We start from the raw sequence: 24,320 nt of genomic DNA on the forward strand, positions 1-24,320 counted from the left end.
TTCACCTCTGTTGTTGTTATTCACGGAATGCTTCCGGTTCGCTCGGAAAGGCGTGACACCTCATGGTGTCTATCTCGGCAAAGAGCTGTGCTCCCGGCTCGGGAATGAAGGTCGAAGGTCCGCGGACCTCCGAGGCACGAAGGTTGGTCCCGTCTTCGAGAAGGAGATCATGGACAAGGGTGGGTCCAAGCGGCACTGACACGGTCAGCCTCGCCGGCAGCGCCGATGCGCTCGGCGTCGCAGACAGGCGAACGTCCTCCGGACGGAAGGTAATCGTGACCGTGGAGCCCGTGGTAAAATTCAGGCGGCGCGGCAGAACGAGAGCCTTGCCATTGGTAAGCGCGATCGTGGTTGCCTCAGCCTCCAGGCGGTCCACTTTCCCATGCAGCACATTGGCCTGTCCGATGAACGTATTGACGAACAACGTTTTCGGCCGGTCATATACGGCCATCGGCGTGTCGATCTGTTCGACATTGCCTTTGTTCATCAGCACGAGACGGCCGGCGAGGCTCTGCGCCTCTTCCTGGTCATGGGTAACGATCAGCGTGGTAATGCCGAGCGTCTTCTGCAGATGAAGCAGTTCGACCTGCAGGTCGAAACGCAGCGCCCGGTCCAAGGCACCGAAGGGCTCGTCGAGAAGCAGAAGCGAAGGGCGGCCTGCGATCGCGCGGGCCACCGCCACGCGCTGCTGCTGGCCGCCGGAAAGCTCGCGCGGCAGCCGGTTGCCAAAACCCTTCAACTGCACAAGCGAGAGCATTTCTTCCACCCGCTCACGACGCTCGGTGCGCGCCACCTTTTGGCAGGCGAGCGGATAGGCGATGTTCTCGGCCACCGTCAGGTGTGGGAACAGCGCGTAGTTCTGGAACACCATGCCGATACCACGCGCACGGGCCGAGACATTGGCAAGATCCTGGCCGCCAAGCTGGATCAACCCGCTTTTCGGCTGGATTAGGCCGGCAATGGCGCGCAGCACCGTCGACTTGCCGCACCCGCTCGGCCCCAGAAGCGCAACGATCTCGCCCGCCTTTATCTCGAAAGAAATGTCGCTGATCGCATTCTGCCCGCCATAACTATGGGTCAGGCCACGAACGCTTAGCTCTCTGCCTTCTGCTGCATTCGAAGCCTGCGGCATGAATATCCCCTCGGGTTGCGCCTGACCTAACGAGAGCATCGCGCTCGCCGGCATCAGGCGGAGATGTGATCGATCGGCAAATTTGAGTTCGCTCTGGGTCATGGCAAAGGATTTGCAAGCAACGTGCCAACTCTACAATGAGCGCGGTCGAACATGGATCAACCAATTGATTAACATATTAAATTTTTGGTTTATCTAGTTTCGTATATCCATAATTACGAATCGGCGGCATAACGTAACAATCTATAAATTGTGCATCATTAGCGGCTGAACGATGATTTGATGTGCACCGATTTCGGCTTGTCAGCGTAGAAATCGTGCCGTTTCACCGCTTTGCGCCACTTGCGCGGATGTGCCATCGATCTCGGGTATGCAAAGGATGAGGAGTAAAATCAGTAAATTAGCTAGCGCCAACCGAGTCCGGTCGGCCCTGCGGTAGCTTAAAGGTCATTTTTTCATCAAAGTATGTTCGCACGGATATGCGAAAATTGGTTCGAATTCCCTTGAATATTTTAGATGAAAAAATATCACATGAAAAACAACAGCATACAGATGCTATATCCAAGGTGGCATGGTGATTGCATCGAACTATCCTGAAAATTCACGACGTAGAAATGTGAAAAGGGGTCCGCATGCATAGCTTCAAGAAAACTCTCACAGCCGGTCTTGCCGGCATTGCGTTCGCGCTCTTCGCATCGACTGCACAGGCCGCGGAAGGCGCGCCCGTGAAGATGGTGCCGGATGCGGACGTGGCCCAGCTTCCGGGCATCGCCTTCAATCAGAAACTGGCCGACAGCCTGCCTGCCGCCATCAAGGACAAGAAGGTCATCAAGGTTGCGACGGACCTGACGCCGCCGATCAGTTTTCAGGATGAAGCCGGCAAGCTCGTCGGCATCGATGCGGACCTTGCCGCGGCGCTGGGCGTCATTCTCGGCGTCGATATGCAGATGACCAATGTCGGCGCGGGCGCGGCAATCGTTCCGGCCGTGTTGTCCAAGCGTTTCGACATGACGCTCTCCGGCATCAATGACGACGTGGAGCTGGAAAAGCAGGTCGATGTGATTGACTACATGTATGATGCGACGACCATCATGACGACCAAGGGCAATCCCCTCGGAATCAAGAGCATGGAAGACCTCTGCGGCAAGAAGGTTGCCGTGCCGGTCGGCACTTTTCAGAACAGGCTGGTCGTCGCCGCATCGGCAAAATGCACGACGGCGCCGATCGAGATCATGTCCATCCCGAAAATGCCGGACGTCCTGCAGGCGGTGCGCACGGGTCGCGCCGATGCAACCGTCAACGGCTACGCAACCAGCGTCTACACGACCGAAAAGCAAACCGGCAAGGGTGTCGGCCTGCAGGCGCTACCGGATGTACGACTTGCCGTCGGTTATCTCGGCATGTTGGTCTCCAAAGACAATCCGGAACTGCGCGATACGGTGGTCGCCTCACTCCAACATATGGTCGATAGCGGCGCCTATCAGGCGATCATGGAAAAATGGAGCCTCGGCCCGCTCGCCGTGAAGACCGTCAAGTTCAACGACGCTGCCTCGATGCCGGTGGACTGAGCCATGTCTTTCGCCCAACAGTCTCTCAGCATGCCAATGGCTCCTCCGATCGGCAAGACAGTTCGGTTCGGGCAGCTCGTGACTGGTGCCGTCGCGATCATCGCGCTGGCTCTCATGCTTCTGGTCATTGGGCGGAATCAAAGCGTTCAATGGAGTGAAATCCCGCGCTACATGATCGACCCCGTCATTCTCGACGGCGTCGTCCTCACGCTCGAACTAACGGCCGGCGCCATGGTCGCCGGCATCGTTATCGGTTGCCTCGTCGCCATCATGGCGACCAGCCAGAACGTTGTCCTGAAGGCGATCGCCGTCGCCTTCGTCTGGTGGTTTCGCGGCGTACCGCTGATCGTCCAGATCTTCTTCTGGTTCAACATCGCGCTCTTCATTCCTGAGATCGGCTTCGGTTCTTGGTCCGTCTCGGTAAACGACATTGTGACACCCGCCCTTGCAGGCTTTCTGGCGCTCGGCCTGCACGAGGCGGCTAATATGAGCGAGATCATCCGTAGCGGTCTGACAGCCGTGGATCGGGGACAGCGCGAAGCCGCATCCTCTTTGGGCCTCAGACCACTCCAGACCCTGCGGACTGTCGTCCTCCCGCAGGCAATCCGTCTCATCGTCCCGCCGACCGGCAACCAGGCGATCGGCATGCTGAAGGCGAGTGCCATCGTGTCGGTTATCGGCATGCAGGATCTGCTGACACAGGCACAGGCCATCTATGCCCGCAACTTCCTGGTCATTGAACTCCTCTGCGTCGCATCACTCTGGTACCTCGGCATCACCACAGTCGCCTCGGTGGGCCAGCATTATCTGGAACGGAAACTGGCACCGAAAGGCCGCTCGAACAGCAATGAGAAGTGACCATCCGCAGGCCTAAGCGCCGGCCGCAGCTTCAAGAAAATCTAACAAGCAGGGATCGCCATTGCAGCGCATCCCGTCAGGAAACACTAAGGAGATCATCATGAGACTGGGTATCGATAGCCAAAAACTTCCCGAGTTCCTGAAGCGCGGGCCGCTGGCAAGCCTCGACCATGTCAAGGAGCTTGGTCTTGGTGGCCTGTTCTTCCCGACCGTTCTCGACATGAGCCCGACGCTCGACAAGGGTGCGCTTCGCGAAATCCGGGCGAAAGCCGACGAGCTTGGGCTTTACCTCGAAAGCGGTGTCGGCAAGATCAATCCCTATTGCAGCGCCGAGGCTCCGGAATTCCGGGCGATCGGCGACGGCGACATCATTCTGGGCTTCACCCGGATGATCGAGGCGAGCGCCGCGATCGGATGCCTCGAACTGTGGATCTCACCGGGCAATTTCAAATCGGAATACCGTGGCAGGTTGGCAAATGACCGCTTTCGCACGGATGTCACCTGGGACGAGCAGTTGCTGGCCATCGAGAAGATCTTGTTGAAGCTTGCTCCCGTCGCGCGCGCCAATGGCGTCCACCTCAACATGGAAACCCATGATGAAATCACCTCTTTTGAAATCCTCCGGCTGATCGAGAAAGTTGGCGATGACTGTATCGGCGTCGTGTTCGACACGGCCAACGGCCTGCAGCGTGGGGAACATCCGGTGTTTGCGGCAAAGCGCGTCGCGCCTTACGTCCGCCAGACGCATATCAAAGACGCCTATGTCGGCCGAGCATTCGGAGGTCTCGATTTCCAGACCCGCCCGGTCGGCAAGGGTATCGTGGATTTTCCCACGATCCTTCCCATCCTTGCCAAGGCAAATCCGGATCTAAACCTTTCGCTGGAAGTCGCAGCCTCTGTCGAAGACAAGCCGCGCAAGGCGAATCCGCGCCAATGCATCCAGATCGATGACCCGATCTGGCGCGCCGCGCATCCGGACCTGAACGCCGAAGAACTGGAGGTCTACATGGCTACGGTGGACACCTTCGAAGCGCGCGTGAAATCCGGCGAGATCCCGGATTGGGAAGCGTATGAGGCGAGCCAGTACGGCTATCCGACCTACGAGCGCCAATCCTACGGCTATGGTGAGACAGTGACCTTCATCAAGAACTCAGCTCGTTACATCGAGAGGCTATGCGCGGAGAAGGGCATCGCGCTTTCCCCGTCGACTGCCAAGCGCCACGCTGCATAAACCGGCACTCACCCAGTCTGTGGCGGTACTAGCCGCCATAGACATCTGATAACGTCTTGACCGGGCGGATTTCTGGCAGACGGCGATATACGCAACAATATTTCTATGAACATAATTAGATCGAGCGGCATGGGCCGCCATGCATCTGGAGTACCACATGAAAAGGACGCGCCGTCAAACGACGAAGGCAGCGCCGAAGGCCAACGCCTCGGCTGATGCGGCTGAAAGCGCCAATGACGACGTCTCCGAGCGGATTCGCACAACGCTCGCCAATGCCATAGGCGAAGGCGCTCTGAAGCCGGGGACGAAAATCCTCGAAGATGCGATCGCCGACCACTTTGGCGTAAGCCGCACCGTCGTTCGCGGCGCCCTCGGCGTCTTGGAGAGTGACCATCTTCTGGAGCGCAAGCGCAACCGCGGTACTTTCGTCGCCGAACCAGGCATCGAAGAAGCCAAGGCCCTATTCGAGTCACGCCGCAAGATCGAACACGCTATCCTAGATCTCGTCATGGCCCGCGCCACCACCGAGCAACTAGATGCACTCGAAAAGCTGACCGACGAGGAAGAGCATATCCACCATCACGGCGACGAAAAGTCGAAGACGGTTCTCTCCGGTAAGTTCCATATCGTGCTGGCGGAACTCGGTGGCAATGCCGTCATGACTGAGATGCTGTCCAAAATCGTCGCCCGCCTGTCTCTGGTCATGGCCCTTTATGAGGAAGAAAAACAGGACGATTGCGGCGCTGACCACCACCGCCAGATCGTGACTGCGCTGAAGGCCCAAGATCTGGCAAAAGCACAGCAGTTAATGGACCACCACCTCGCCGATATAGAAGGTCGGGTGCGCTTGACCGAGGGCCAGGGTGATCGTCATACCTTCTTGGCTGTGCTGGAGAACTTTTCCTGACCATTCAGGTCTTGAGCAGGTTCGAACCTACGACCCGCATCACGCCACGAGAAAATCTACTGTCTTCTACTCAGCAAAATCATCAAGAACGGAGCACCTATGAGGGCTGAGACGAGCCCAGCCGGGATTTGGTAGGGTGCTACGGCCGTGCGACCGATCAGATCAGCAAGAACCATCAGCCCGCCACCGATCAGCGCGGCGCCCACCATCTGCGGCAGGGCGCGCGTCAGGCCCGCCTCCCGTGCCAAATGCGGCCCCATAAGGCCGACGAAGGAGAGCGGCCCGACCGTCAGAGTCGCCGCTGCGGTCATCAGTCCGGCAAGGCCGAAGAGCGCCAGCCTCGAACACGCCAGCGGGATACCCACCGCCGATGACGGCGCGGCCCCGAGCGGCAGGATGTCCAGCCAACGACGTGCAGCCAGGGCAAGCGCGATCAGCACGGCTCCGATCGCCACCTCAACAGACGCTGTCGTGCCGTCCACCAGGTAGGTGGAGCCGCTCATCCAGCGCATCAGAAGCACCGCCCGCGGATCCCCGGTTGAGCTCAGCACGCCGACCACCGCATCGACCATCGCACTGAGCGCGATGCCGGCAAGCAGGACCCGTTCCGGGGCGAAGTTGGACCGCCTGGAACTCAGGAGAATGACGGCGAGGACCATGATGGCGCCGGTGACGGCAAAGGCGAACTGTCCGGCAAAACCCGGCGCGACGGCAAACAGCGCGATCGCAACGCCGAAGGTCGCGCCGGCGCTGATCCCCAGCACCTCGGGGCTTGCCATCTCGTTGCCTGTCAATCTCTGCAGGATCGACCCGGCAACGCCCAGCATCGCCCCGGACCCGAGCGCCGCAAATACCTTCGGTGCGCGGATCGCGAGGATGTCGTGGAGGAATTCGCCGGACAGGACGGTCCAGCCTCCCCCGGGCCCACGCCCGACGAAAAGGCTGAGCGCCACGATGACCAACATACCCGCGAGGGCAACCGTTGCTGGAACGCGCGTGCTCCAGCGCCGCTGGCGTTGCCTGACCACCGCCTGCTGGATTCGGTGACGCACCTTCAGCCACGGAAGCAGCGCCAGGAGCAGGGGCGATCCGAAGATGGCGGTCACGGCGCCGGTCGGCAGGAAATCGCCAAGGCCGCCCGCCAGGAGTTGCAGCACGGAGTCGGTGAGGAAGAGAAGTGCAGCACCGATCAGTGGTGACCAGACGATCATCTGGACCGGCCGGCGTGCGCCGGAAAGCCGCGCCAGGGTCGGCGCGACCAGCCCGATGAAGCCTATGACGCCGACGGCGCTGGTGACGAACGCGGCAAGCGTCACCGCACAGCCGACGACGAGGATGCGAAGCCGCGCCAGCTTAACCCCGAGCGAGGATGAACTGCTTTCCCCAAGGTCGAGCAGGGACAGCGGCCTGATCACAAGGGCGCAGACGATGGCGACGCCGGCGATCTTCCAGGCAAGCGAGAGCGGAATGACCCAGCTCTGCTGCGCCAGCGAGCCTGCGCCCCAGATGAACAGGCTCGCGAGGTACCGCTGGTTGAGATAGGTCAGGATGGCCGATAGTCCGCCGCACCAGAGGCTCACCACCAAGCCTGACAGCACGAGGGAATAGGGCGAGAATCCGCGCCGCGCGCCGAAGCCGACGACGATGGCGGCAGCCGCCGCACTCCCCAGCAGCGCAACCAGATCGCGGCCGGCACCTAGGAGCCCCGGCATGAAGAGCGAGACCACGACCAGCGCGAGATTGGCGCCCGCTGACACGCCGAGCGTCGTCGGGTCGGCCAGCGGGTTTCGCAGCACCTGCTGGAACAGCGCACCCGACAGGGCCAGCGCCGCGCCGGCGAGCAGCGCCGTGGCCAGCCGCGGCAAGGTCGAATAGTAGAGTACCATCCGCTCGATGTCGTAGCCTGGCTCCACTGTTCCCCAGAGTGTCGGCTGAATAAGAAACCATGATGCCACGCAGCCGCCGCACAGCAGCAGGAAGACGACGAGGCCAGGTCCGAGATTATCATGACGGAGAGCGATCATGCGTCTTGGTCCAGAACGTTGGTCACCAAGCCCGCAAACCGCATCGCCTCGTTGACCATGCCGAACATCAGTGCCGGCGGAACGACCGAGAGCTGGCCGGGCCGGGAAAACGGCAGCATTTGCCACAGCGCACTTTCCGCCAGTTTCGACAACACGCCGGGCGGCACCGGATCGAAGGCGATCAGGCGCGCGTCCGGATCGCCGATGCTCGACAGCTCCTCGATCCCGATCGTCTCGAAGCCCCAGAAATTCGATTGCCGCGTCCAGGCGTTGCGCACACCTATGCGCTCAAGCGCGTTGTGAAACAGGCCGGGAGCGGAATAGATACGGGCGTGGCGGGCATCCATGAAGGTCACCAGCGCCACCGGCGGAATGGCCTTGCCCGCCAGCCGTTCGCGGCATCCCTCGAAGAAGACGTCGGACCGTCTCAGGAATTGATCGGCCTGCTGTTCACGGCCGATCCCAGTTGCCAGCGTGCGCGTCGCCGCGGTCGCGGCCTCGAGCACGGGCCCGCCGTCTGGCGTGAAGACTTCCAGCCGCAGGACTTTTGCGATCGGTCGAAGCCTCGGCAGAAGCTCGTCGAGATAGGGCGTCGTCAGGATGATGTCCGGCTTCAGCTGGATGAGGATTTCCAGGTCGACCTCATAGGAACTGCCGAGATCGACGACCGAACTCGGCAGATGAGGCTCAACGACCCATTTGTTCCAGTCGGCAAGCTCGGATATCCCGACAGGCTGGACCCCGAGCGACAGCAGCGTCGACGCTAGCCCATAATCGAGGCTGACGATCCTCTGGCCGGCAGCCTCGGCCAGCAGTGGCCCCGGCATCGACACGGTGCCGGCCGCCGCCGCGGCCAAGAGCGTAAACGAGCGCCTTGAAATCTTCATCTAGGTGCGGACCTTAGCAGGGATAGGCAAGCGGATTTGACAGGTTCGGAACGGAGATGACCTCCATCTCGATCCCGTAGATGGCATGAAGCGTTTCCGGTACCAGAATCTCAGCGGGTGTTCCGCTGGCGACCACCCGCCCGCCTTTGAGCGCATGGATGCGGTCGCAGAAGCGTGCAGCCATGTTGATGTCGTGCAGCACGATGACAACGCTGCGCCCGCCCTCATGCGCGAGTTTGCGCACCAGCGACAGCACGTCGACCTGATGCGCGATGTCGAGCGCAGCTGTCGGCTCGTCGAGCAGCAGGCAGCGGGCGTCCTGCGCGATCAGCATGGCGATCCAGGCCCGCTGCCGCTCGCCACCGGACAGCGTGCCCACCGTGCGATCGGCAAATGCCTCGATATGCGTGGCAGCGATCGCCGCCTCGACCTTTTCGCGGTCTACGGCGGAGAATTGTCCGAGCGCGCCGTGCCAAGGGTAGCGTCCGCATGCGACCAGTTCGCGGATCGTCATGTCCGATCCGGTGCCCAGATCCTGCGGCAGGTAGGCGACAGACCGCGGGAAGTCGCGGCCGTGATAGTGCCGGAGATCGCGGCCGCCGTAGGCGGCAGATCCGGTGGTGGGCGTCAGCTGCCGCGCCAGGATCTTCAGGAGGCTGGATTTGCCCGAACCGTTGTGGCCGACGAGGGCCACCACCTCGCCCGCCGGGAAATCGAGGCTGACGTCTGACAGGATGGCGTTTCCCTCGATCGCCAGACCGATCCGGTCGACGGCAAAGGCTTTTGTCGTATCGGGTGCGTCCTGCGCGCGCTCTGCCATGGCCATGTCGCCTGCTCCTCTTGTCACGAAATGTGCCGCCGAAACGCAATGCTTACGGCGCGGTTGACGGCGGGTCCAAGGACGGACATGTGGGTCTGCCCGGCAAAAAGCTCGAACTGCGTGCGAATGCCGTCCTGCATGCCATCCAGCCGATCGGCCATTTCCTGAGCCAGCGCGACGGTCCTTTCGGTTTTCTTGTTCTCCAGCCTGGATGCGGCATCCTCGTTGCCGGACTGGAAAGGAGCTAGTTCCTCCCCCTCGTATTCCCCGGCCGAAAGATGCAGGAAAACCTCGTTGCCGGCTACTGTTTGCCGGCGCGCCTCGTTGTTGAGGATCTCGCTGCCTTCCCAGAAGATGGTCGGGCTTGCCGCGATCCAGTTGGCAAAGAGGTCCGGCCGCTCGAACAGCCCGTAGAGCGCGAACAGGCCGCCGAATGAATGGCCGAAGAGCGATCGTCGCGTCGCATCGAGCGGCGCCATGTCGGCCAGCCGAGGCAGCAATTCCCTGTCGATGAAGTCGAGCAGCTCACCCGTCCCGCCGATCTTGACGGGCGGCTCGCCCTCGACATAGGGCGGATAGGATTTGACCGGCGGCGGCCCCAGGTCCCACGCCCGGCGCATGGCGTCATAGGGCTCGTCTGTCGGATAGCCGATCGCCGCGATGACGCCCCACTCAACACCAGTTCCGGTCGGGTAAGGCGCCTGCGTCACCAGACTTGCGAAGGCGAAGGGAAAGGTCGCGTTGCCATCGGTCATCACCAGCAGCGGCCATCCGCCGGCTGGCGCCTCTCCTGCCGGCCTGAACAGAAAGATGCGATAGGGCTCGCCGCCTGCCGCCGGCGCCAGGTCGAAATAAGTGGTGCCGGGCAGAAAATATGCCTGTTCAGTCATGCGCATCTCGCGGAAGTCCGGAAACTTCCGAGGCTCCTTTGACCTCGGGAGGGGTTGAACCATCGTGGCTGCAGCCTGTCACCATTTGTACTTCAGCGAACCGACCACAGTGCGGCCCTGGCCGAAGTAGCAATAGCCGCCGTTGCAGACCTGCTCTTCGCGGTTGGCAAGGTTCGTCGCGCTGACGGCGAGCGAAAGCCCCTTCAGATCCTGCGACTTTGCGCCGAAATCGTAGGAGAGCGATGCGTCGAGATAGGCAACGCCGGCATTCTTGGCGGTGTTGTAGTCGTCGGTATAGGACTTGCTCATCGCCCGCACACCGCCACCGATGCTGAGGCCGCCGATGGCGGTCTCTTCGGGTGCCGTGTAGTTCAGCCACAGCGACGCCACATGGCGGGGCGTCGTGGTCGGCGTGTTGCCGATGATCGAGCCGTCGAGATTACCGGTGATCTCCCCGTGGGTATAGGTGTAGGCGGCGATCAGGCTGATGCCGTTGTCGAAGGTCTTGCGGGCTTCGGCCTCGAAGCCGGTGAAGGTATTCTCGCCCGAGTTCTCATAGATATAGACCGGCCCGGAAGCGCCTGCATATTGCGGCTTGCCGGTTTCGACAAGCCGATAGACCGCAGTGCTCAGGGAGAAATTCTCGCCGTCCGGCTGATACTTGATGCCGGCTTCGACCTGCCGGCCGTCGGTCGGATCGAGCACGCCGAGGCCTGCCGAGCGCTCGGTCGACGGCACGAAGGACGTCCCATAGCTTACGTAAGGGGCAAGGCCGTTATCGAAGAGATAGAGGAGACCGACCTGGCCCGACAGTGCGCCGTCGTCCTTCTCGGCGCCGGTCCCGGCAACCTTGTCGGTCGTTTCCTGGTGCAGCCAGTCGTAACGCAGGCCGCCGACGAAGCGCCAGTTGCCGATCTCTGCCTGTTCCTGCGCATACAGTCCGGTCTGGCGCAGATCGTTGCCGGTGAAGCCCGTAAGCGCCGGTGACGGTGCGCTACCGATGTCGGAAGGTAGCGTATAGCCATACCCATCAGCGAAATCCGAGTTGACGCCGGTATAATCCAGACCGGCGAGAACGGTATGGGCGACGGCGCCCGTGTCGAATTTCGCCTGGAGCTGGTTGTCGATCTGAAAGGCGCGTACGTCGTCGGTCACCGCGGCGGTCGACCAGCTATCGGCCGGCCCGCCCAGTACGGGTGCATAGAGGGTTGTCCGGTCGACGTAGCGCGACTTGAGATCGAGGTCGCTCACGCGCGCGTTTTGCCGGAAGGTCAAGCCGTTGTCGAACTCGTGCTCGAGCTGGTAGCCCAGCTGGTACTGGCGCACCTTTTGGTAGTCGTAGTCCGGGTCGCTGACTCGGGTGATCTCGCTGCCGTTGTCGAAGGTCCAGGCGCTGGATTCGCCCTCGCTCTTCTGCGCCAGGCCGTAGACCGTCAGCTTTGTGTTGTCAGTCGGCTCCCAGGTGAAAGAGGGCTGCAGCAGGTAGCGGTCGTCTTGGTTGTCGTAATTGGTTTCCCCCTCGCGAACCAGGCCGACGACGCGGTAGTACATCTCGTCGCGCTGGCCGACCGGGCCGCCGAAATCGAATGCGGCCTGTTTGCGGCCGACGGTGCCGTACTGCAGTTCGACCTCGCGATGGGTTTCATTCAGAGGCATCTTGGAGATCTTGTTGACGATGCCGGCAGCGCTCGCCGCCCCGTACATGACCGATACCGGTCCCTTGAGCACTTCGACACGGTCGAGCGTATAGATTTCGGTCGTGAACGTGCCGTAGGTCATCACCGGCTGGCGCAGGCCGTCGCGAAAATCGCCGCTCGTCGTCGTCTCGATGCCGCGAATGTAGATCTGATCGAACCGCGGGTCGAAACCGAATCCGCCGGTGTTTACGCCGGAGCTGTAACGCGTTGCCTGGATCAGATCGGTTGCACCGCGTTGTTCGATTTCCTCGCGGGTCACGACGGAGATGGATCGCGGCGTCTCGACCAGCGGCGTATCAGTCTTCAAGGCTGAGATCGCACGCGTCGGCACGATCGTATCGTTATCCTCACTGATCGATTGAGCACCGGAGCCTGAAATGACGATCGGATCAAGCGTTGTGGCCCCCGACGCATCTTGCGCGAGAGCCGCGCTCGGCGTGCATACAACCACTGAGCCTAACACGGCAGTGGAAAGTTGGAGTATTCGGCTAAAAGGATGCCGACTGAACAAGAACGCCATTGCCTAATCCTTTGTTGGCAAACTGAAAATGCGTGGGCTGCGAAGGACAGCATTGGATGACGCGGCCCGCCGGCGGCACCTATAGAAACAGGATCGCAGGCAATCAAGAATGATGAGCAAAATATTCATATTTTTGCGTGTTGGCTGTCAATATTGCAACGGACCTACTGGAAACCGCAGCTTCACTGACGGTCGACTACCTCGTGCAGCCTCCGAGCTTAATTATGGATATCTAGACAGCTCCCAGCGCCTTGAAACATATCGAACCCGCGACCCTTCGCTTCATTCGGCTCTTCATTGAAAATGAAGGAAAAACTGCATTTTCTCGGTCATCTAGCGTATGCTCGAATTCCACCGGGTGTCGAGAGATGTGAACTCGCCGACGTTCACCGGGAAGCCTGAAGTGAATCCACTGTGAAGGAGAACCCGTATTGCCATGGCTGATTACGCCCAGAGTTGGGCTTTCCGAGCTGAAGTTCGGCATGAGCCGAGAAGACGTCGAGGCCGTGATGGGCGCGCCCCGATCGGTCAAGAACACCCGGACTGGCAGGTTGCGACTAGAATATGGACAGATATTTCCCGCACTGGTCTTCGTTGACGACGCCCTGATCGAGATCAATCTTCTCCCGGAGGTCTCCGGCGGCCTGGTTCTCGACGGTCTCGATCTGATGACCTCGAAGGAGCCCGATGTCGTCGCCGCCCTGCGAAGGCGTGACAATGCCGCAAAGGAGCGAAACGGCTTTCTCATATTTCAGATGCTGGGCATTACACTGTCAGGATTCGAGCCTCCGGAAGCTGATCAGAAAGCCGTCACTCTTTTCGGGCAAAGACATCCCTGGAGCATGCCGTGAAGGAAGACATGATTGAGATGTTCGAACGGCGGAGCGGACAGGAAGGTGCCCGCGCTAATGAAAATTCCGTGCCTTCACCTTCAACGTATCAATATGAAGATCGCGCACGAACATGTCGCGCGGGGTCACAACGGGCTTGGGCTTGTCGCGTGGATCCGGCCCACCACCATGGGCGAACTCGTCTCCCCTGCCGGCCGGCATCTTGAACTCGGCGTCCCGATCCGCCAAACCTGACAGGTCAGAGGTCAAGTCGAACAGCTGCTGGGCGACCAGATGCACGACCTCGCCTTCGCGTTGGATGCGGCCATTGATTGCCATCATGCTGGAGCCGAGCACGATGCGACGGCGTTTCTCGAACAGCGATGGCCAGACGACGATATTGGCGGGGCCGGTCTCGTCCTCGATGGTGATGAACATCACGCCTTTGGCAGATCCTGGCTTCTGCCGTACCAGGACGAGGCCGGCGGTGTAGACCGAACGGCCATCGCGGGCGTTCATCGCTGCGGCGCAGGTAATGATGTTGCGAGAAGCGAGATCCTTGCGCAAAAACGCGATCGGATGCTGCCGCAATGTCAGACCTGTGTAGCCATAATCCTCGATAACATTGTGGCCCTCGGTCATCTGCCGAAGGGCAACCTCGGGCTCATTCTGCTCGGCGATCGTCGCCATCTCGCGCTCAGCCGCCGCGGCAAACAGCGGTAATGGTTCATCACGCAGTGCCTTGATCGCCCAGAGGGCGTCACGACGCTCGAGCTTCAGGGACGGCCGGTATGCGTCCGCTTTTGCGAGTTGGACGAGCGCTTCGGTCGGCACGCTGGAGCGCCGCCACATGTCATCGACGGAAACAAAGTCGCTGTTCATGCGCGCCGCAGCGATGCGAGCCGCATCGGCGATCGCCAGCCCCTTCACCCGCCGAAAACCGAGGCGAACGGCATACCGCTCGGTGTTGCCGATGCGCTCAAGCGTGCAATCCCACCGGGATCGGTTGATACAGACGGGTCGGACCTCGACGCCATGGGCGCGGGCATCGCCGACGATCTGGGCTGGCGCATAAAAGCCCATGGGCTGGGAGTTGATCAGGGCCGCACAAAAGGCTTCCGGATAGTGGCATTTGATGAAGTTCGACGCATAGGCGATCAGTGCAAAGGATGCCGCATGGCTTTCCGGAAAACCGTAGGAACCAAACCCTTCCAGCTGCGAAAACGTCTTCTCCGCGAATTCGGACGTATAGCCATTCCTGACCATCCCGGAGACCAGCTTGTCCTTGAACTTGCTGACGCCGCCGGTGAACTTGAAGGTCGCCATCGACTTGCGCAATTGGTCGGCCTCGCCGCCGGTGAAGCCGGCACAGACCATCGCCACCCGCATCGCGCTTTCCTGAAACAAAGGCACGCCGAGCGTCTTGCCGAGAACCGCCTCCAGCTCGGGTGTCGGATAGACGACATCCTCTTTGCCCTCGCGCCGGCGCAGATAGGGATGCACCATATCTCCTTGAATCGGGCCCGGTCGGACGATCGCGACCTGGACGACGAGGTCGTAAAACGTCCGCGGCTTCAGGCGCGGCAGCATGGCCATTTGCGCCCGGCTTTCGATCTGAAATGTGCCGAGCGTGTCGGCCCTGCGGATCATGGCATAGGTCGCCTGATCCTCCTGCTCGATCTTCGAAAGGTCGAGATCGCGGTCCTTGTGCTCGCGGATGAGTTCGAAAGCCTTTGCCATGCAGGTCAGCATGCCGAGCGCCAGAATATCGACCTTCATGAACTTCAGGGCTTCGACATCATCCTTATCCCATTCGATGATCTGCCGGTCTTTCATCTTTGCCGGCTCGATCGGCACCAGATCGTCGAGCCGGTCATGAGTCAGCACAAAGCCGCCCGGATGCTGGCCGAGATGGCGGGGCGCACCCATCAATTGCTGGGCAAGTTTCAGGGTGAGAATGAGACGACGGTCGTCGGGATTGAGATTGAGCTCGCGGATATTGCGGTCGGGCACTTCCTCCGACCAGGACCACATGCCTGATGACAATGCCTTGATGACGTCCTCCGGCAGACCAAGCGCCTTGCCGACGTCACGGATGGCGCCCTTGGCGCGGTACCGGGTGACGGTGGCGCACAGTGCTGCCTTCTCGCGGCCGTAGGTCCGATAAATCCACTGGATCACCTCTTCGCGCCGTTCATGCTCGAAGTCGACGTCGATGTCAGGAGGCTCATCGCGTTCCTGGCTGACAAAGCGCTCGAAGAGGAGATTGCCGCTGATCGGATCAATCGAAGTGACGCCGAGAATATAACACACCGCACTGTTGGCCGCCGAACCGCGGCCCTGGCACAGGATCCCCTGGCTTCGGGCGTATCGCACTATCGAAAACACCGTCAAAAAATAGGGGGCGTATTTCATCGTGCGGATCAGATCGAGCTCGTGGCGCACGGTCTTGAGCACGCCGGGCGGCAGGCCTTCAGGATAACGGGACGGCACGCATTCCCACACATAGTGTTCCAGTGATGCCTGGGCATCCATGCCCGGCACGATCGCTTCCTCCGGGTACTGATAGGTCAGCTCCTCGAGCGAGAACTTGCACCGATGCACGATCTCCATGGTTCGCGCCAAGGCTTCCGGATAACGCGGGAAAAGCCGTTCCATCTCCTCCGGCGGTTTCAGATAGCGGTCGGCATGGCGCTCGCGCTCGAAACCGACATCGTCAATGGTTTTGCCGGTGCGGATACAGGTGACGATATCCTGCAGCTGTCGCCGACCCGACTCATGAAACAGCACGTCATTGGTAACGACCGTCTTTACCTTGAACCGCGTCGCCAGATTGGAAATCTCATAGAGCCGCATCTGGTCGTTTGGCCGTCGGCGCAGGCACAAAGACACATAGGCGCGGTCGGCAAACACCTCGGCCATCTTCCTTAAGCGCACGGCACAGACATCGTCGCCAAGGTCGGGCACGAGGATGCCGATCATTCCTTCCGAATAGGCAACCACATCATCCCAGTGGAGGATGCAGTTGTTCTTGCCACCACGCGATTTTCCCAGCGTGATCAGCCGGGTCAGCCGGGAATAGGCGGCCCGGTCGATCGGATAGACGAGGATGGACATGCCGTCGGCAAGGTCGAGACGACAGCCGACGACCAGACGCAGTCCCGTGCCACGGGACGCTTCCAGCGCCCGAATGATACCGGCGAGCGAATTTCGATCGACGACGCCGACGGCATCGATGCCGAGCGCTGCGGCGGCCTCAAACAGCTCCTGCGCCGACGATGCCCCGCGCAGGAAGGAGAAATGCGTCGTCAACTGAAGTTCAGCATATCTCATGCGAAAATCCCATGGCAGAACCAGCGATGATCGCCGGTTTCGGGATCGACGCCATCGCCGGAGCGGAACACCCAGAGGCGTTCGCCGCTCTCGTCCTCGATGACGAAATAATCGCGCACCGCCTCCATTTCGCTGTCACGCTGCCACCACTCGCCAAAAATCCGTTCAGGGCCGTCGGCGCGTATCACCTTGCGGCGTTTGCCACGCCAGGTGATGGAGGCAGGCGGATAGTCAGGCATCAGCGCGATGGCGGTGATCAGTTCCGGCCGCGGCAGTAACCGCACAGGCCGGCGCCAGTGTCCGACCCATGCGACTGCGATCGGATCGGCAACAGCACTGATGCGCTGGACGGAACGCTCGGGCACATCAGACGCCATGGGCGCGAGGCGATAGACCTTGTGGCCGCGGTTTCCATAGATATCGATCAGCGGCGAAACGTCAGTGACTTCCTCCTCCACCAGCGAAGACGATTTCTGCGTCTCTTCAAGCGGCTCGGCGATCACAGCAACCAGGGTCAGTTTCTCGATGCCAAAGCCCGGCTCGATCTTTTCGGTCCGATCACGAAACAGCTTGGTCAACCAGGCGACATCACGGGCCGGCTTGACCGTGCCGGCACGGATCGCCTGCCGTGTGCCATCGACCTTATCGACGATCAGATCGGCACGACGCACACCCAGGCCTTTTTTCTGGAGCTCCTCGATCAGTTGGACGATCAACCGGCCGACATATTTGTTGATGGTTTCGGCAGCACCGATGGGCTCGGCAAAGGACCGGGCGACCTCGATCAATTCGGCGGTTCGGATCGGATCGATCGGTTCGGACACACGTCCAAATATCTGGTCGAGACGGCGGCCGATTTCCGGACCAAAGCGAAGGTTTAAAGGTGCGCGCGCGGTATTCGCCAGCTGGCCGATGGATTGAAAACCAAGCGTGTGGAGGTCGCTGACGATCTTGGGCGCAAGTCGCAGCAACGAGATCGGCAGTTTTTCAACAGCGCGGACGGTCTGACCGATCGGTACGATGACAGTTTCACGGCTGATGGCGCGGGCGCATGCGTGTGCCGCACCCCAGGTGTCGGCGACGGCGACCCGGGCCGTCAGCTTTCTTGCCAGGAACTGGTTGGCGATCTTGGTCACCATCGGCAGTTCGCCACCCTGAAGGTGATCGGCGCCTTCGGTATCCATGACAATGCCGTCTACGCCGTCGACGGCAACGATCGGGGAATAGAGCGTCAGCGCCCAAAGCGTGATCCGCTCCAGTGCCGCGGCGTCCGTCTTGAGGTCTGCGTCCACCAGCATCAGCCCGCGAAACAGCGCCTGCGCCTTTGCAGCCGGTATGCCGACACGCACGCCAGCCTTCTTCGCAGCCGCATCGGCGGCCGACACCCAGCGTTTCGAGCCGCTTTTGGCGATCACGGCGATAGCCTGTTCAGGCGGAATGGACGGATCGTCCCGGCGAATGCGATCGGTCGGCAGATCCGGCAGATAAATCGAGACGACCCTTGTCATCACACGCCCTCACGAGAAACTCAGCACACCCACCCGCTTTCACGCGCATCAACTCCACAAACCATCTTGGCCGCCCCACCCCCGGAACCGGCAAATCCTCCGACGGCATGACGCTCACCCGCCACCGTGTGGTCGAGGCCGTCGGCTGTCCGAAGTCATTGGCTTCCGTTTGCCGCCTCCAGCGGCGCACGGCCAATGCCATCGTCCCGGTGCGCTCGGCGGCCAGCTGAAGCCGGCGCGAACCGACCATCGGCAGGCGGACAAGCTCGCCGACGACCGCACCAAGACCGCCGAAGGACAGCCCCTCCTCCATGTTGGCGAGCACATCCTCGTCCTTGTCGGATTCCACAAAAATCACCCGATCGGAATTGAGACCGACCTGCGCCAGTGCCGGGAAAAACAGATCCGGCCGCGTCAGGCACCAGACGATCGGTCCCTTGGTTCTGGCTGCGATGCCAGCTGCAAAGAGGGCCGCAGCGGCACCATCGACCGTGCCTGCTCCGCCACCGGCAAACTCGTGCAGGGCGCCATAGCTGAGCCCACCGCCGGGTAGAGCTGCATCCATCTCCGGCACGCCGAAGGCCAGGCAGCCGGCCTTCTTCACCGTGCTGGTTTCGAGCGAAGCGATCCGCTCGCGCAGATCAGAGATCACATCTGAAACACCCTCTGACGTCCTTGGGGCGCGGGCAGCAGTCATCGTTCACGGCTCCCTTCAGGAACGTGTTGGCAGAGTTTCGGGCCAGCATCATGCTGGACAAAATGCGGATGTTCTGTTTCTGTTCCGACTGAAACAAAGAGTCAAGCAACCAGAAGGTTGGGAATATTATCCTGAACATTAGAAATCCCGTGGATTCAGGGAGGTAGCGCTGCAAAATTTTTTTTTTGCTCTGCCCGTTTGGTCGAGCGGCGTGAATAGCGGGGACAAGTCCTGGATCGTCACAATCTCCTTAAGGTTTTTTTGTTGAACTGTCGGAATGACGAAGACCCCGAGATCAAAGCCGCTCCTTCGTGATACCGAGGCCCCGCTCCGCTCGCGGCCGCGCAAGAAGCGCAATCCGTCAGAGCCACAGCTTCCATTCGATCCCATCCCCGACCGCGTCGAGCCGGCATTGGCGCAGCTCAAAGCAAAGCCGCCACAAGGATCCGAATGGTCCTGGGAGGTGAAATGGGATGGATACCGGCTTGCCGTGCATATCGAGCCGCAAGGCGTGCGGATCCTCACCCGTGGCGGCCATGACTGGACCGATCGCTTTCCAGCGATCGAGCAGGCGGCCCGGGCGCTCGGGCCGGCGACCATGATCATCGACGGAGAGGCTGTAGTTCTGGACGCAGAGGGCCGATCGGATTTCGGGCTGCTGCAGCAATCGCTCGGAGCATCGGGAAAGAGGGCTGGCAACCAGGCCTCCGATGCCATCCTCTATGCCTTTGACCTGCTTTATCTCGATGGCCATGATTTGCGCGGAGTCGAATATCGATCGCGCCGGCATTTGCTCGAAGACACGGTGAAGGATCAGGACGGCGCCATCCGGCTTTCCGAAACACTCGATGCTGATCCAGCCGTCCTACTGGAACATGCCTGCCGCCTAGGACTGGAAGGCATCGTCGGCAAGCATCGTGACCAGCCATACCGGTCAGGCCGCACCGGCGATTGGGTAAAGGTGAAGTGCGTCGAGAGCGAAGCCTTCTTCATCGTCGGCTATGAGCCGTCGGCAGCGTCGCCGGCCGGCTTCGGTTCGCTGGTTCTGGGCGCCTACCGCGATGGTGAGATCGTCGATGTCGGCAGCGTTGGGACTGGCTTTAGGGAAGCCGAGGCCATCAAGCTCCGCAAGATGCTCGAAAAGCTACGGTGGAAGCAGAAGCAGCCGCCAGTGCCCGATACCGAAAAAGCCGACGTCGTCTGGGTGCATCCGACGCTGATCGCCGAGATCGAGTTCCGTGCCTGGACGGCCGACGGCAAGCTTCGCCACGCGGCCTACAAGGGGTTGCGTGAACGGCAGGACAATGCCGACGTGTTTCAGCTCGACTAGCGGAGCGCCATCGATGCGCTAAACTGCCCTCCATGGTCGAGCGGAGGATTAGCCTGGAATGTGCAACCTTTATCGGATGGAAGACAAGGACTGGGTCTCGAGATGGGCTCAGGACGCCGAGAGCTTGATCAACCTCATGCCCGCCTATCAGATGAATCCCGATCAGATGGGGCCGATCGTTCGCAACACGAATGACGGACGCAAGCAGCTCGTCCATGCGCGCTGGGGCCTGCCCTCGCCAATCTTCGTCCAGAAGAAGGCGGCCGAGGCCCGCGCGGCAAAGCTCAAAGCGAAGGGCAAGCCAGTCGATATGGATGAACTGATCAGGATTGAACCGGATCGCGGCGTCACCAATGTCCGCAAGCTCACCCTGCCTCACTGGAAACGCTGGTTTGGTGTCGAACATCGCTGCATCGTGCCGGTCACAAGTTTTGCCGAACCGGATCCCGTAAGCCAGGCGCCGGGCGGCAAGGTTCCGAATGCCTGGTTCGCACGCGACGAGGCGAAATCTCTGATATTCTTTGCCGGCATTCACGTGCCGCAATGGAAGAGCGTCCGGAAGGTGAAGGACGGCCTGACCACGGACGACCTCTATGGCTTCCTGACCACCGATCCAAACGGTCTGGTTGCCCCGATCCACGAGAAGGCGATGCCGGTCCTGCTGCTGACCCAAGAGGAGACAAAGGTTTGGATGGAGGCGCCGTGGGATGAGGCCAAGGATTTGGCCCGACCCTTGCCGGATGATGCGCTGATCATCGCGTCGCGGGAGCCCTATGGTTCCTCGATCGTCACGAAGGAGGGCGACCCCCTCGCGCAGGGCAGTTTGCTCTAGCACCCGAGGTGGAAGCCGCCTGATTTCGTCCCCAGAAACGAAAAAGCCTGCCGCGGGAGGAGGTGCGGCAGGCTTTTCGAAAGAGTTGAACAAACGGCTGGGAGGAGGGTGCCGCTGTCCCGTCAGACGCCCCTTGGGAGGAGGAGTGGGTCGTCTGAAATCGAAGCTCTGCGGGAGGAGGTGCATCGCTTCAATGAAACCAAGATACTCATTTCCTCCGCACATTAAATAGACTTTGATGCAGCGCAGCCATGCACAAATGCACGACCTCAAACTGATCTCAAGAATGTCCAGCTTAGCGCCTCGCGGCAGGCTAGAAACGCAAACGCCCGCATCATCAGCGGGCGTATTGTCATTCAGGTTGGCTTGGGAGCAGGCCGCTTAGCGAGCGACCGACTGGCGAGCAACACTGTGGATGTCGGCACGATTGATACCGAGGTCCTGCAGTTCGCGCGAGCTCATCCGGCCGAGTTCGGTAACGGTCTGACGATACTTGCGCCAGTTATTGAAAGAGCGTGCTACGTTCATGATGATCCCCTTCCGTGAGGTCTCTTGACGCCAGCAACCTTGCTTCGGTTCCAACGTCGTTTCGATGACTGGAATATAGACCCTTGCCCACCCGTCGATAAGGCACAAGGTCTCAGGCCGGCCATGCGCTCAAAGCATAGGTTCAATCAGATCTAAGCTAAAGAGGCTATCAGGCCCGGAACCGGTCGAAGGCGGTGAGGCGTTTAGTCGGTGGATCGGCGTCTGGATAGCGGTAGATTTCGGCCCTGAGATAGCGGAGCTCATCCTCGAGCGCTTCTTCACCAACCTCGATCCACCAAGACTTGGGTCGGCCGTCGCTTCCGTCGGACCAGCGATAGCCTCGCGCCTTCAGATGATCCTTCATGTCGAAGGGACTGTTTTCCGCAAAGATTCGGACACGCGATCTCTGGCTTGCTTCATAGAGTTCGGCGAAAGCTGTGGAAGCAGAGCCGTCCACCTTACGAGCCAGGACCTCCAGAAGTGCGAAACAATCATCGACAGCGCGATGACCATCATGGAAGTAGCCCGCCTGCCCGATCAGGTATCCGAGCTTCGTGCCCTCATATCCCCGCGACGACCAGTCGATCTCAGAGTTAGAGCAAGCCCAGGCCTTGCCAGAAAACAGATGAGAAAATGCCTCACAGAATGGCCGGTCGAAACCCGCATTGTGGGCAATCAGCAGATCGGCAGGTTCGATCAGTGCCTGCAACGCAGCCGTATCGATCGACTGCCCGACCACCATGTCGCCGGTTATGCCGGTGAGCCTGGTAATTTCGGAAGGAATGGAAATGCTGGGCTGCTGAAGTCCACCATAGATGCCGGTCACGTCACCGATACGTCCTGTCGCATCGAAGCTGAAAGCGACCACGCCAATCTCGATGATCTCATCCTTGCGCGCATTGAGGCCGGTGGTCTCGGTGTCGAGCACAATACCTTTGAGGGGATACTCCGGACGCGGGTTCGGCGCGACTGCTGGCGGCACCATTTTCGTAAGGATGCGGTAGCGGCCCGTCTCAGCGAGATGCCGGACCATGTCCTCTTCACTCATGGGGACGGCAGGCTGTTCGGGCTTGGCTAATCTGGAGGCGGCACGCGTGACCAAATCGTCGCGCGGACCCTGCTCCGGAAACATGTCAAACTGTTGCGCCATTCCTGTTGTCAAAGCCTCACCGCCAATTCTCTTACTTCAAAACACGGCACAATCGGCAGATCAACCTTGTTGGCGGAGGTGCGATTTCAGCCAATCTGTCGAGCAAGGTTTACGGTCGCGCAGTTTCACGCAGTGACAGCTCTTGGGTCGTTGCGCAGAAACGTCCCCAAACAGGAAAGGGCATACCAGCTGTAGCGGGAACCGCGAAAGCCGTTCGCCTCCCGTAAGACCGGTCTAAAGGGTTGCCGCAGGAGGGTCAGCACAGCGACGGCAACGCCGGGATCCGGGATCGACAGCCCCCGGCGCGCGGGGCCGCTACTCACATCCCAGAGCGCCGCATTAGCTCCATGATCAGAATTGGCGGCAAAGAGGTCCCAAGCCCTGCGCGATGAAACAGATTTGCAGCATCCACAGGCACTTGGCCTTATCAGTGGAGGATAACGGCCTCGACTCCGATCGGAAGGCCAATCCTGAAGAATTTATCGAACAATACCGTCTTGCGAAATTGCCTGTCCATCACCGACATGGCTGGCACGTTCTGCGGCGAGTTCTCCAGTATGCCGAGCCAGGTCAGCGGGCGAACGAGATTATGGGCGATGAACCAGCCTGCCTCGTGTCGGGGGCCGAGCGGTCCCCTCGCCGGGAAAAGCTCCACCGGGACTGCCCATTCGGTAAAGTCGCCAAGCGTCACCCAGTCGCCCAACCGGGTCGAGACGACGCCCAGCATATGCCTAAGATCCCAGAACAGGGCGGCGGCTTCGGGGGATAGACTCTCCTGCAGCGGAGCGGCCAGCATCCATTCCGCGAGAACTGCCTGAAGCTCCCCGTGATTGCCGAGGATCGAACTGCCGCGCTTCGTGAGCACGGCCCTACCCTTGTAGTGGCGGATAATACGAAGGTCCTGCAGCGCCCAATGCAGGATGGAGAGCGGAGGAAAATCCGGTTCGTTGAGAACCTTGTTCACGGAATAGAGGATTTCCGGTTCATACCCGGGCCACTGAAATTCATGTGCGGCCCATTCGACACATTTCCTCTGAAAAGCGCCCAAGGATTGCGTCAACGGAATGCCGCCGTTTTGCTTGACATAGCGGAGAAGCTTCATGCCATTGGTGGCAAGTGGGCTAGCTGCCAGTTCATCCTGATGAAGAGCCGGAGACAAATACACAAAGCGGGAGAGCGTGGACGGGCGGAACATGGGAAAGGATAATGCCGGAATAATTTACCGCCGTCATCTGCCCCGATACGATTTGATTTCGAACCACTCGCCCCCTCAAACCCCATGCCGCCTTGAAAGGAACCGAACCGGCTGCCTATCAAGTTTGCAGAAATTTCTTTGGTTTGACAAGACGTTGAAGATGTATCGGCAGCACTGGTGCACGGGCTTGCCTCGCTGTTTCGCGCCCAGTGCGGTTCTTAGGGGCACCCTTTCGCTCAATACCGAAGACAGCGGGCAAGACCGCAGTTCGCTCGATCAGGTCTTTGGACGCTTCCAGGTGCCTTGACAGCTACTACACACCCCGACAGCATCGTGACGTTTGTGCGTTTGGATATGCCGTCAGGGATCCCGTGCCCTTGTAA

At 60.4% G+C, this 24,320-nt stretch carries 19 protein-coding genes; 7 read left to right on the plus strand and 12 right to left on the minus strand.

Annotated features, from left to right (window positions below; translation table 11 throughout):
* Positions 1-16 precede the first annotated feature (16 nt).
* Positions 17-1,234, minus strand: a complete 1,218-nt coding sequence (locus EDF70_RS27615; protein WP_165932164.1) for an ABC transporter ATP-binding protein — start codon at positions 1,232-1,234, stop codon at positions 17-19.
* Positions 1,235-1,764: 530 nt separating this feature from the next.
* Here EDF70_RS27615 and EDF70_RS27620 point away from each other — a divergent pair.
* The 4 genes from EDF70_RS27620 to EDF70_RS27635 all read left to right on the plus strand — a co-directional run bounded on the left by EDF70_RS27620 (position 1,765) and on the right by EDF70_RS27635 (position 5,696).
* Positions 1,765-2,700, plus strand: coding sequence for an ABC transporter substrate-binding protein (locus EDF70_RS27620; RefSeq protein ID WP_132280826.1), 936 nt, complete (start codon positions 1,765-1,767; stop codon positions 2,698-2,700).
* Positions 2,701-2,703: 3 nt separating this feature from the next.
* Entirely contained in the window at positions 2,704-3,558 is an 855-nt protein-coding gene (locus EDF70_RS27625; protein ID WP_132280829.1) for an amino acid ABC transporter permease, read from the plus strand.
* Between the two features lie 100 nt (positions 3,559-3,658).
* A complete protein-coding gene (locus EDF70_RS27630; RefSeq protein WP_132280832.1) occupies positions 3,659-4,789 on the plus strand; it encodes a sugar phosphate isomerase/epimerase family protein in 1,131 nt (376 codons plus the stop codon).
* 157 nt (positions 4,790-4,946) lie between these two features.
* Positions 4,947-5,696 carry a GntR family transcriptional regulator gene (locus EDF70_RS27635; protein WP_132280835.1) on the plus strand — a complete coding sequence of 250 codons (750 nt, stop codon included), beginning with the start codon at positions 4,947-4,949 and terminating at the stop codon, positions 5,694-5,696.
* A gap of 56 nt (positions 5,697-5,752) precedes the next feature.
* Here EDF70_RS27635 and fhuB read toward each other — a convergent pair whose 3' ends face one another.
* The 5 genes from fhuB to EDF70_RS27660 form a co-directional block, all read right to left on the minus strand.
* Entirely contained in the window at positions 5,753-7,717 is a 1,965-nt protein-coding gene (fhuB, locus tag EDF70_RS27640; protein WP_207908348.1) for a Fe(3+)-hydroxamate ABC transporter permease FhuB, read from the minus strand.
* Positions 7,717-8,607 carry an iron-siderophore ABC transporter substrate-binding protein gene (locus tag EDF70_RS27645; RefSeq protein WP_132280841.1) on the minus strand — a complete coding sequence of 297 codons (891 nt, stop codon included), beginning with the start codon at positions 8,605-8,607 and terminating at the stop codon, positions 7,717-7,719. The genes fhuB and EDF70_RS27645 overlap by 1 nt, the downstream gene beginning before the upstream one ends.
* Positions 8,608-8,620: 13 nt before the next feature.
* Positions 8,621-9,433, minus strand: a complete 813-nt coding sequence (locus EDF70_RS27650; protein WP_132280844.1) for an ATP-binding cassette domain-containing protein — start codon at positions 9,431-9,433, stop codon at positions 8,621-8,623.
* A gap of 17 nt (positions 9,434-9,450) precedes the next feature.
* Positions 9,451-10,317, minus strand: a complete 867-nt coding sequence (locus EDF70_RS27655; RefSeq protein ID WP_132280847.1) for an alpha/beta hydrolase-fold protein — start codon at positions 10,315-10,317, stop codon at positions 9,451-9,453.
* A 78-nt stretch (positions 10,318-10,395) separates the two neighbouring features.
* Positions 10,396-12,345, minus strand: a complete 1,950-nt coding sequence (locus tag EDF70_RS27660) for a TonB-dependent siderophore receptor (protein ID WP_245519402.1) — start codon at positions 12,343-12,345, stop codon at positions 10,396-10,398.
* A gap of 671 nt (positions 12,346-13,016) precedes the next feature.
* Between EDF70_RS27660 and EDF70_RS27665 the strand changes: the two genes are divergently transcribed.
* Entirely contained in the window at positions 13,017-13,385 is a 369-nt protein-coding gene (locus tag EDF70_RS27665; protein WP_132280853.1) for a hypothetical protein, read from the plus strand.
* Between the two features lie 54 nt (positions 13,386-13,439).
* Here EDF70_RS27665 and EDF70_RS27670 read toward each other — a convergent pair whose 3' ends face one another.
* Genes EDF70_RS27670 through EDF70_RS27680 form a run of 3 tightly spaced genes read right to left on the minus strand, consistent with a single transcriptional unit; the run spans position 13,440 to position 18,902 of the window.
* The gene (locus tag EDF70_RS27670) at positions 13,440-16,697 is read right to left on the minus strand and encodes an error-prone DNA polymerase (RefSeq protein ID WP_132280856.1); all 3,258 of its coding nucleotides are present in this window, start codon (positions 16,695-16,697) and stop codon (positions 13,440-13,442) included.
* The gene (locus EDF70_RS27675) at positions 16,694-18,205 is read right to left on the minus strand and encodes a DNA polymerase Y family protein (protein WP_132280859.1); all 1,512 of its coding nucleotides are present in this window, start codon (positions 18,203-18,205) and stop codon (positions 16,694-16,696) included. Before EDF70_RS27675 ends, EDF70_RS27670 begins: the two co-directional genes overlap by 4 nt.
* Positions 18,126-18,902 (minus strand): ImuA family protein, encoded by a 777-nt coding sequence (locus EDF70_RS27680; RefSeq protein ID WP_132280862.1) that lies wholly within the window; start codon positions 18,900-18,902, stop codon positions 18,126-18,128. Before EDF70_RS27680 ends, EDF70_RS27675 begins: the two co-directional genes overlap by 80 nt.
* Positions 18,903-19,179: 277 nt before the next feature.
* On the opposite strand from EDF70_RS27680, the gene ligD reads away from it, so the two are divergent.
* Both ligD and EDF70_RS27690 read left to right on the plus strand, forming a co-directional pair.
* Positions 19,180-20,232 carry a non-homologous end-joining DNA ligase gene (gene ligD / locus EDF70_RS27685; protein WP_132280865.1) on the plus strand — a complete coding sequence of 351 codons (1,053 nt, stop codon included), beginning with the start codon at positions 19,180-19,182 and terminating at the stop codon, positions 20,230-20,232.
* A gap of 58 nt (positions 20,233-20,290) precedes the next feature.
* Positions 20,291-21,064 carry an SOS response-associated peptidase gene (locus EDF70_RS27690; protein ID WP_132280868.1) on the plus strand — a complete coding sequence of 258 codons (774 nt, stop codon included), beginning with the start codon at positions 20,291-20,293 and terminating at the stop codon, positions 21,062-21,064.
* A gap of 381 nt (positions 21,065-21,445) precedes the next feature.
* Here the strand turns inward: EDF70_RS27690 and EDF70_RS27695 are convergent, their stop codons facing one another.
* The 3 genes from EDF70_RS27695 to EDF70_RS27705 all read right to left on the minus strand — a co-directional run bounded on the left by EDF70_RS27695 (position 21,446) and on the right by EDF70_RS27705 (position 23,937).
* The gene (locus EDF70_RS27695) at positions 21,446-21,592 is read right to left on the minus strand and encodes a DUF1127 domain-containing protein (protein ID WP_003551724.1); all 147 of its coding nucleotides are present in this window, start codon (positions 21,590-21,592) and stop codon (positions 21,446-21,448) included.
* A gap of 169 nt (positions 21,593-21,761) precedes the next feature.
* Entirely contained in the window at positions 21,762-22,640 is an 879-nt protein-coding gene (locus EDF70_RS27700) for a 3'-5' exonuclease (protein WP_245519406.1), read from the minus strand.
* A gap of 529 nt (positions 22,641-23,169) precedes the next feature.
* Positions 23,170-23,937 carry a hypothetical protein gene (locus tag EDF70_RS27705; protein WP_132280874.1) on the minus strand — a complete coding sequence of 256 codons (768 nt, stop codon included), beginning with the start codon at positions 23,935-23,937 and terminating at the stop codon, positions 23,170-23,172.
* Positions 23,938-24,320: the final 383 nt, after the last annotated feature.

The organism is Neorhizobium sp. JUb45 (assembly GCF_004343585.1).
GTDB lineage: Bacteria > Pseudomonadota > Alphaproteobacteria > Rhizobiales > Rhizobiaceae > Neorhizobium.

Bases quoted from the DNA above. Each gene is read 5' to 3' on its own strand.
- EDF70_RS27630 (WP_132280832.1), top strand. From the start codon at position 3,659: ATGAGACTGGGTATCGATAGCCAAAAACTTCCCGAGTTCCTGAAGCGC.
- EDF70_RS27680 (WP_132280862.1), bottom strand. From the start codon at position 18,902: ATGACTGCTGCCCGCGCCCCAAGGACGTCAGAGGGTGTTTCAGATGTG.
- EDF70_RS27650 (WP_132280844.1), bottom strand. From the start codon at position 9,433: ATGGCCATGGCAGAGCGCGCGCAGGACGCACCCGATACGACAAAAGCC.
- EDF70_RS27615 (WP_165932164.1), bottom strand. From the start codon at position 1,234: ATGACCCAGAGCGAACTCAAATTTGCCGATCGATCACATCTCCGCCTG.
- EDF70_RS27675 (WP_132280859.1), bottom strand. From the start codon at position 18,205: ATGACAAGGGTCGTCTCGATTTATCTGCCGGATCTGCCGACCGATCGC.
- EDF70_RS27635 (WP_132280835.1), top strand. From the start codon at position 4,947: ATGAAAAGGACGCGCCGTCAAACGACGAAGGCAGCGCCGAAGGCCAAC.
- ligD (WP_132280865.1), top strand. From the start codon at position 19,180: ATGACGAAGACCCCGAGATCAAAGCCGCTCCTTCGTGATACCGAGGCC.
- EDF70_RS27705 (WP_132280874.1), bottom strand. From the start codon at position 23,937: ATGTTCCGCCCGTCCACGCTCTCCCGCTTTGTGTATTTGTCTCCGGCT.
- EDF70_RS27655 (WP_132280847.1), bottom strand. From the start codon at position 10,317: ATGACTGAACAGGCATATTTTCTGCCCGGCACCACTTATTTCGACCTG.
- EDF70_RS27620 (WP_132280826.1), top strand. From the start codon at position 1,765: ATGCATAGCTTCAAGAAAACTCTCACAGCCGGTCTTGCCGGCATTGCG.
- EDF70_RS27665 (WP_132280853.1), top strand. From the start codon at position 13,017: ATGAGCCGAGAAGACGTCGAGGCCGTGATGGGCGCGCCCCGATCGGTC.
- EDF70_RS27645 (WP_132280841.1), bottom strand. From the start codon at position 8,607: ATGAAGATTTCAAGGCGCTCGTTTACGCTCTTGGCCGCGGCGGCGGCC.
- EDF70_RS27690 (WP_132280868.1), top strand. From the start codon at position 20,291: ATGTGCAACCTTTATCGGATGGAAGACAAGGACTGGGTCTCGAGATGG.
- EDF70_RS27625 (WP_132280829.1), top strand. From the start codon at position 2,704: ATGTCTTTCGCCCAACAGTCTCTCAGCATGCCAATGGCTCCTCCGATC.
- EDF70_RS27695 (WP_003551724.1), bottom strand. From the start codon at position 21,592: ATGAACGTAGCACGCTCTTTCAATAACTGGCGCAAGTATCGTCAGACC.
- EDF70_RS27700 (WP_245519406.1), bottom strand. From the start codon at position 22,640: ATGAGTGAAGAGGACATGGTCCGGCATCTCGCTGAGACGGGCCGCTAC.
- EDF70_RS27670 (WP_132280856.1), bottom strand. From the start codon at position 16,697: ATGAGATATGCTGAACTTCAGTTGACGACGCATTTCTCCTTCCTGCGC.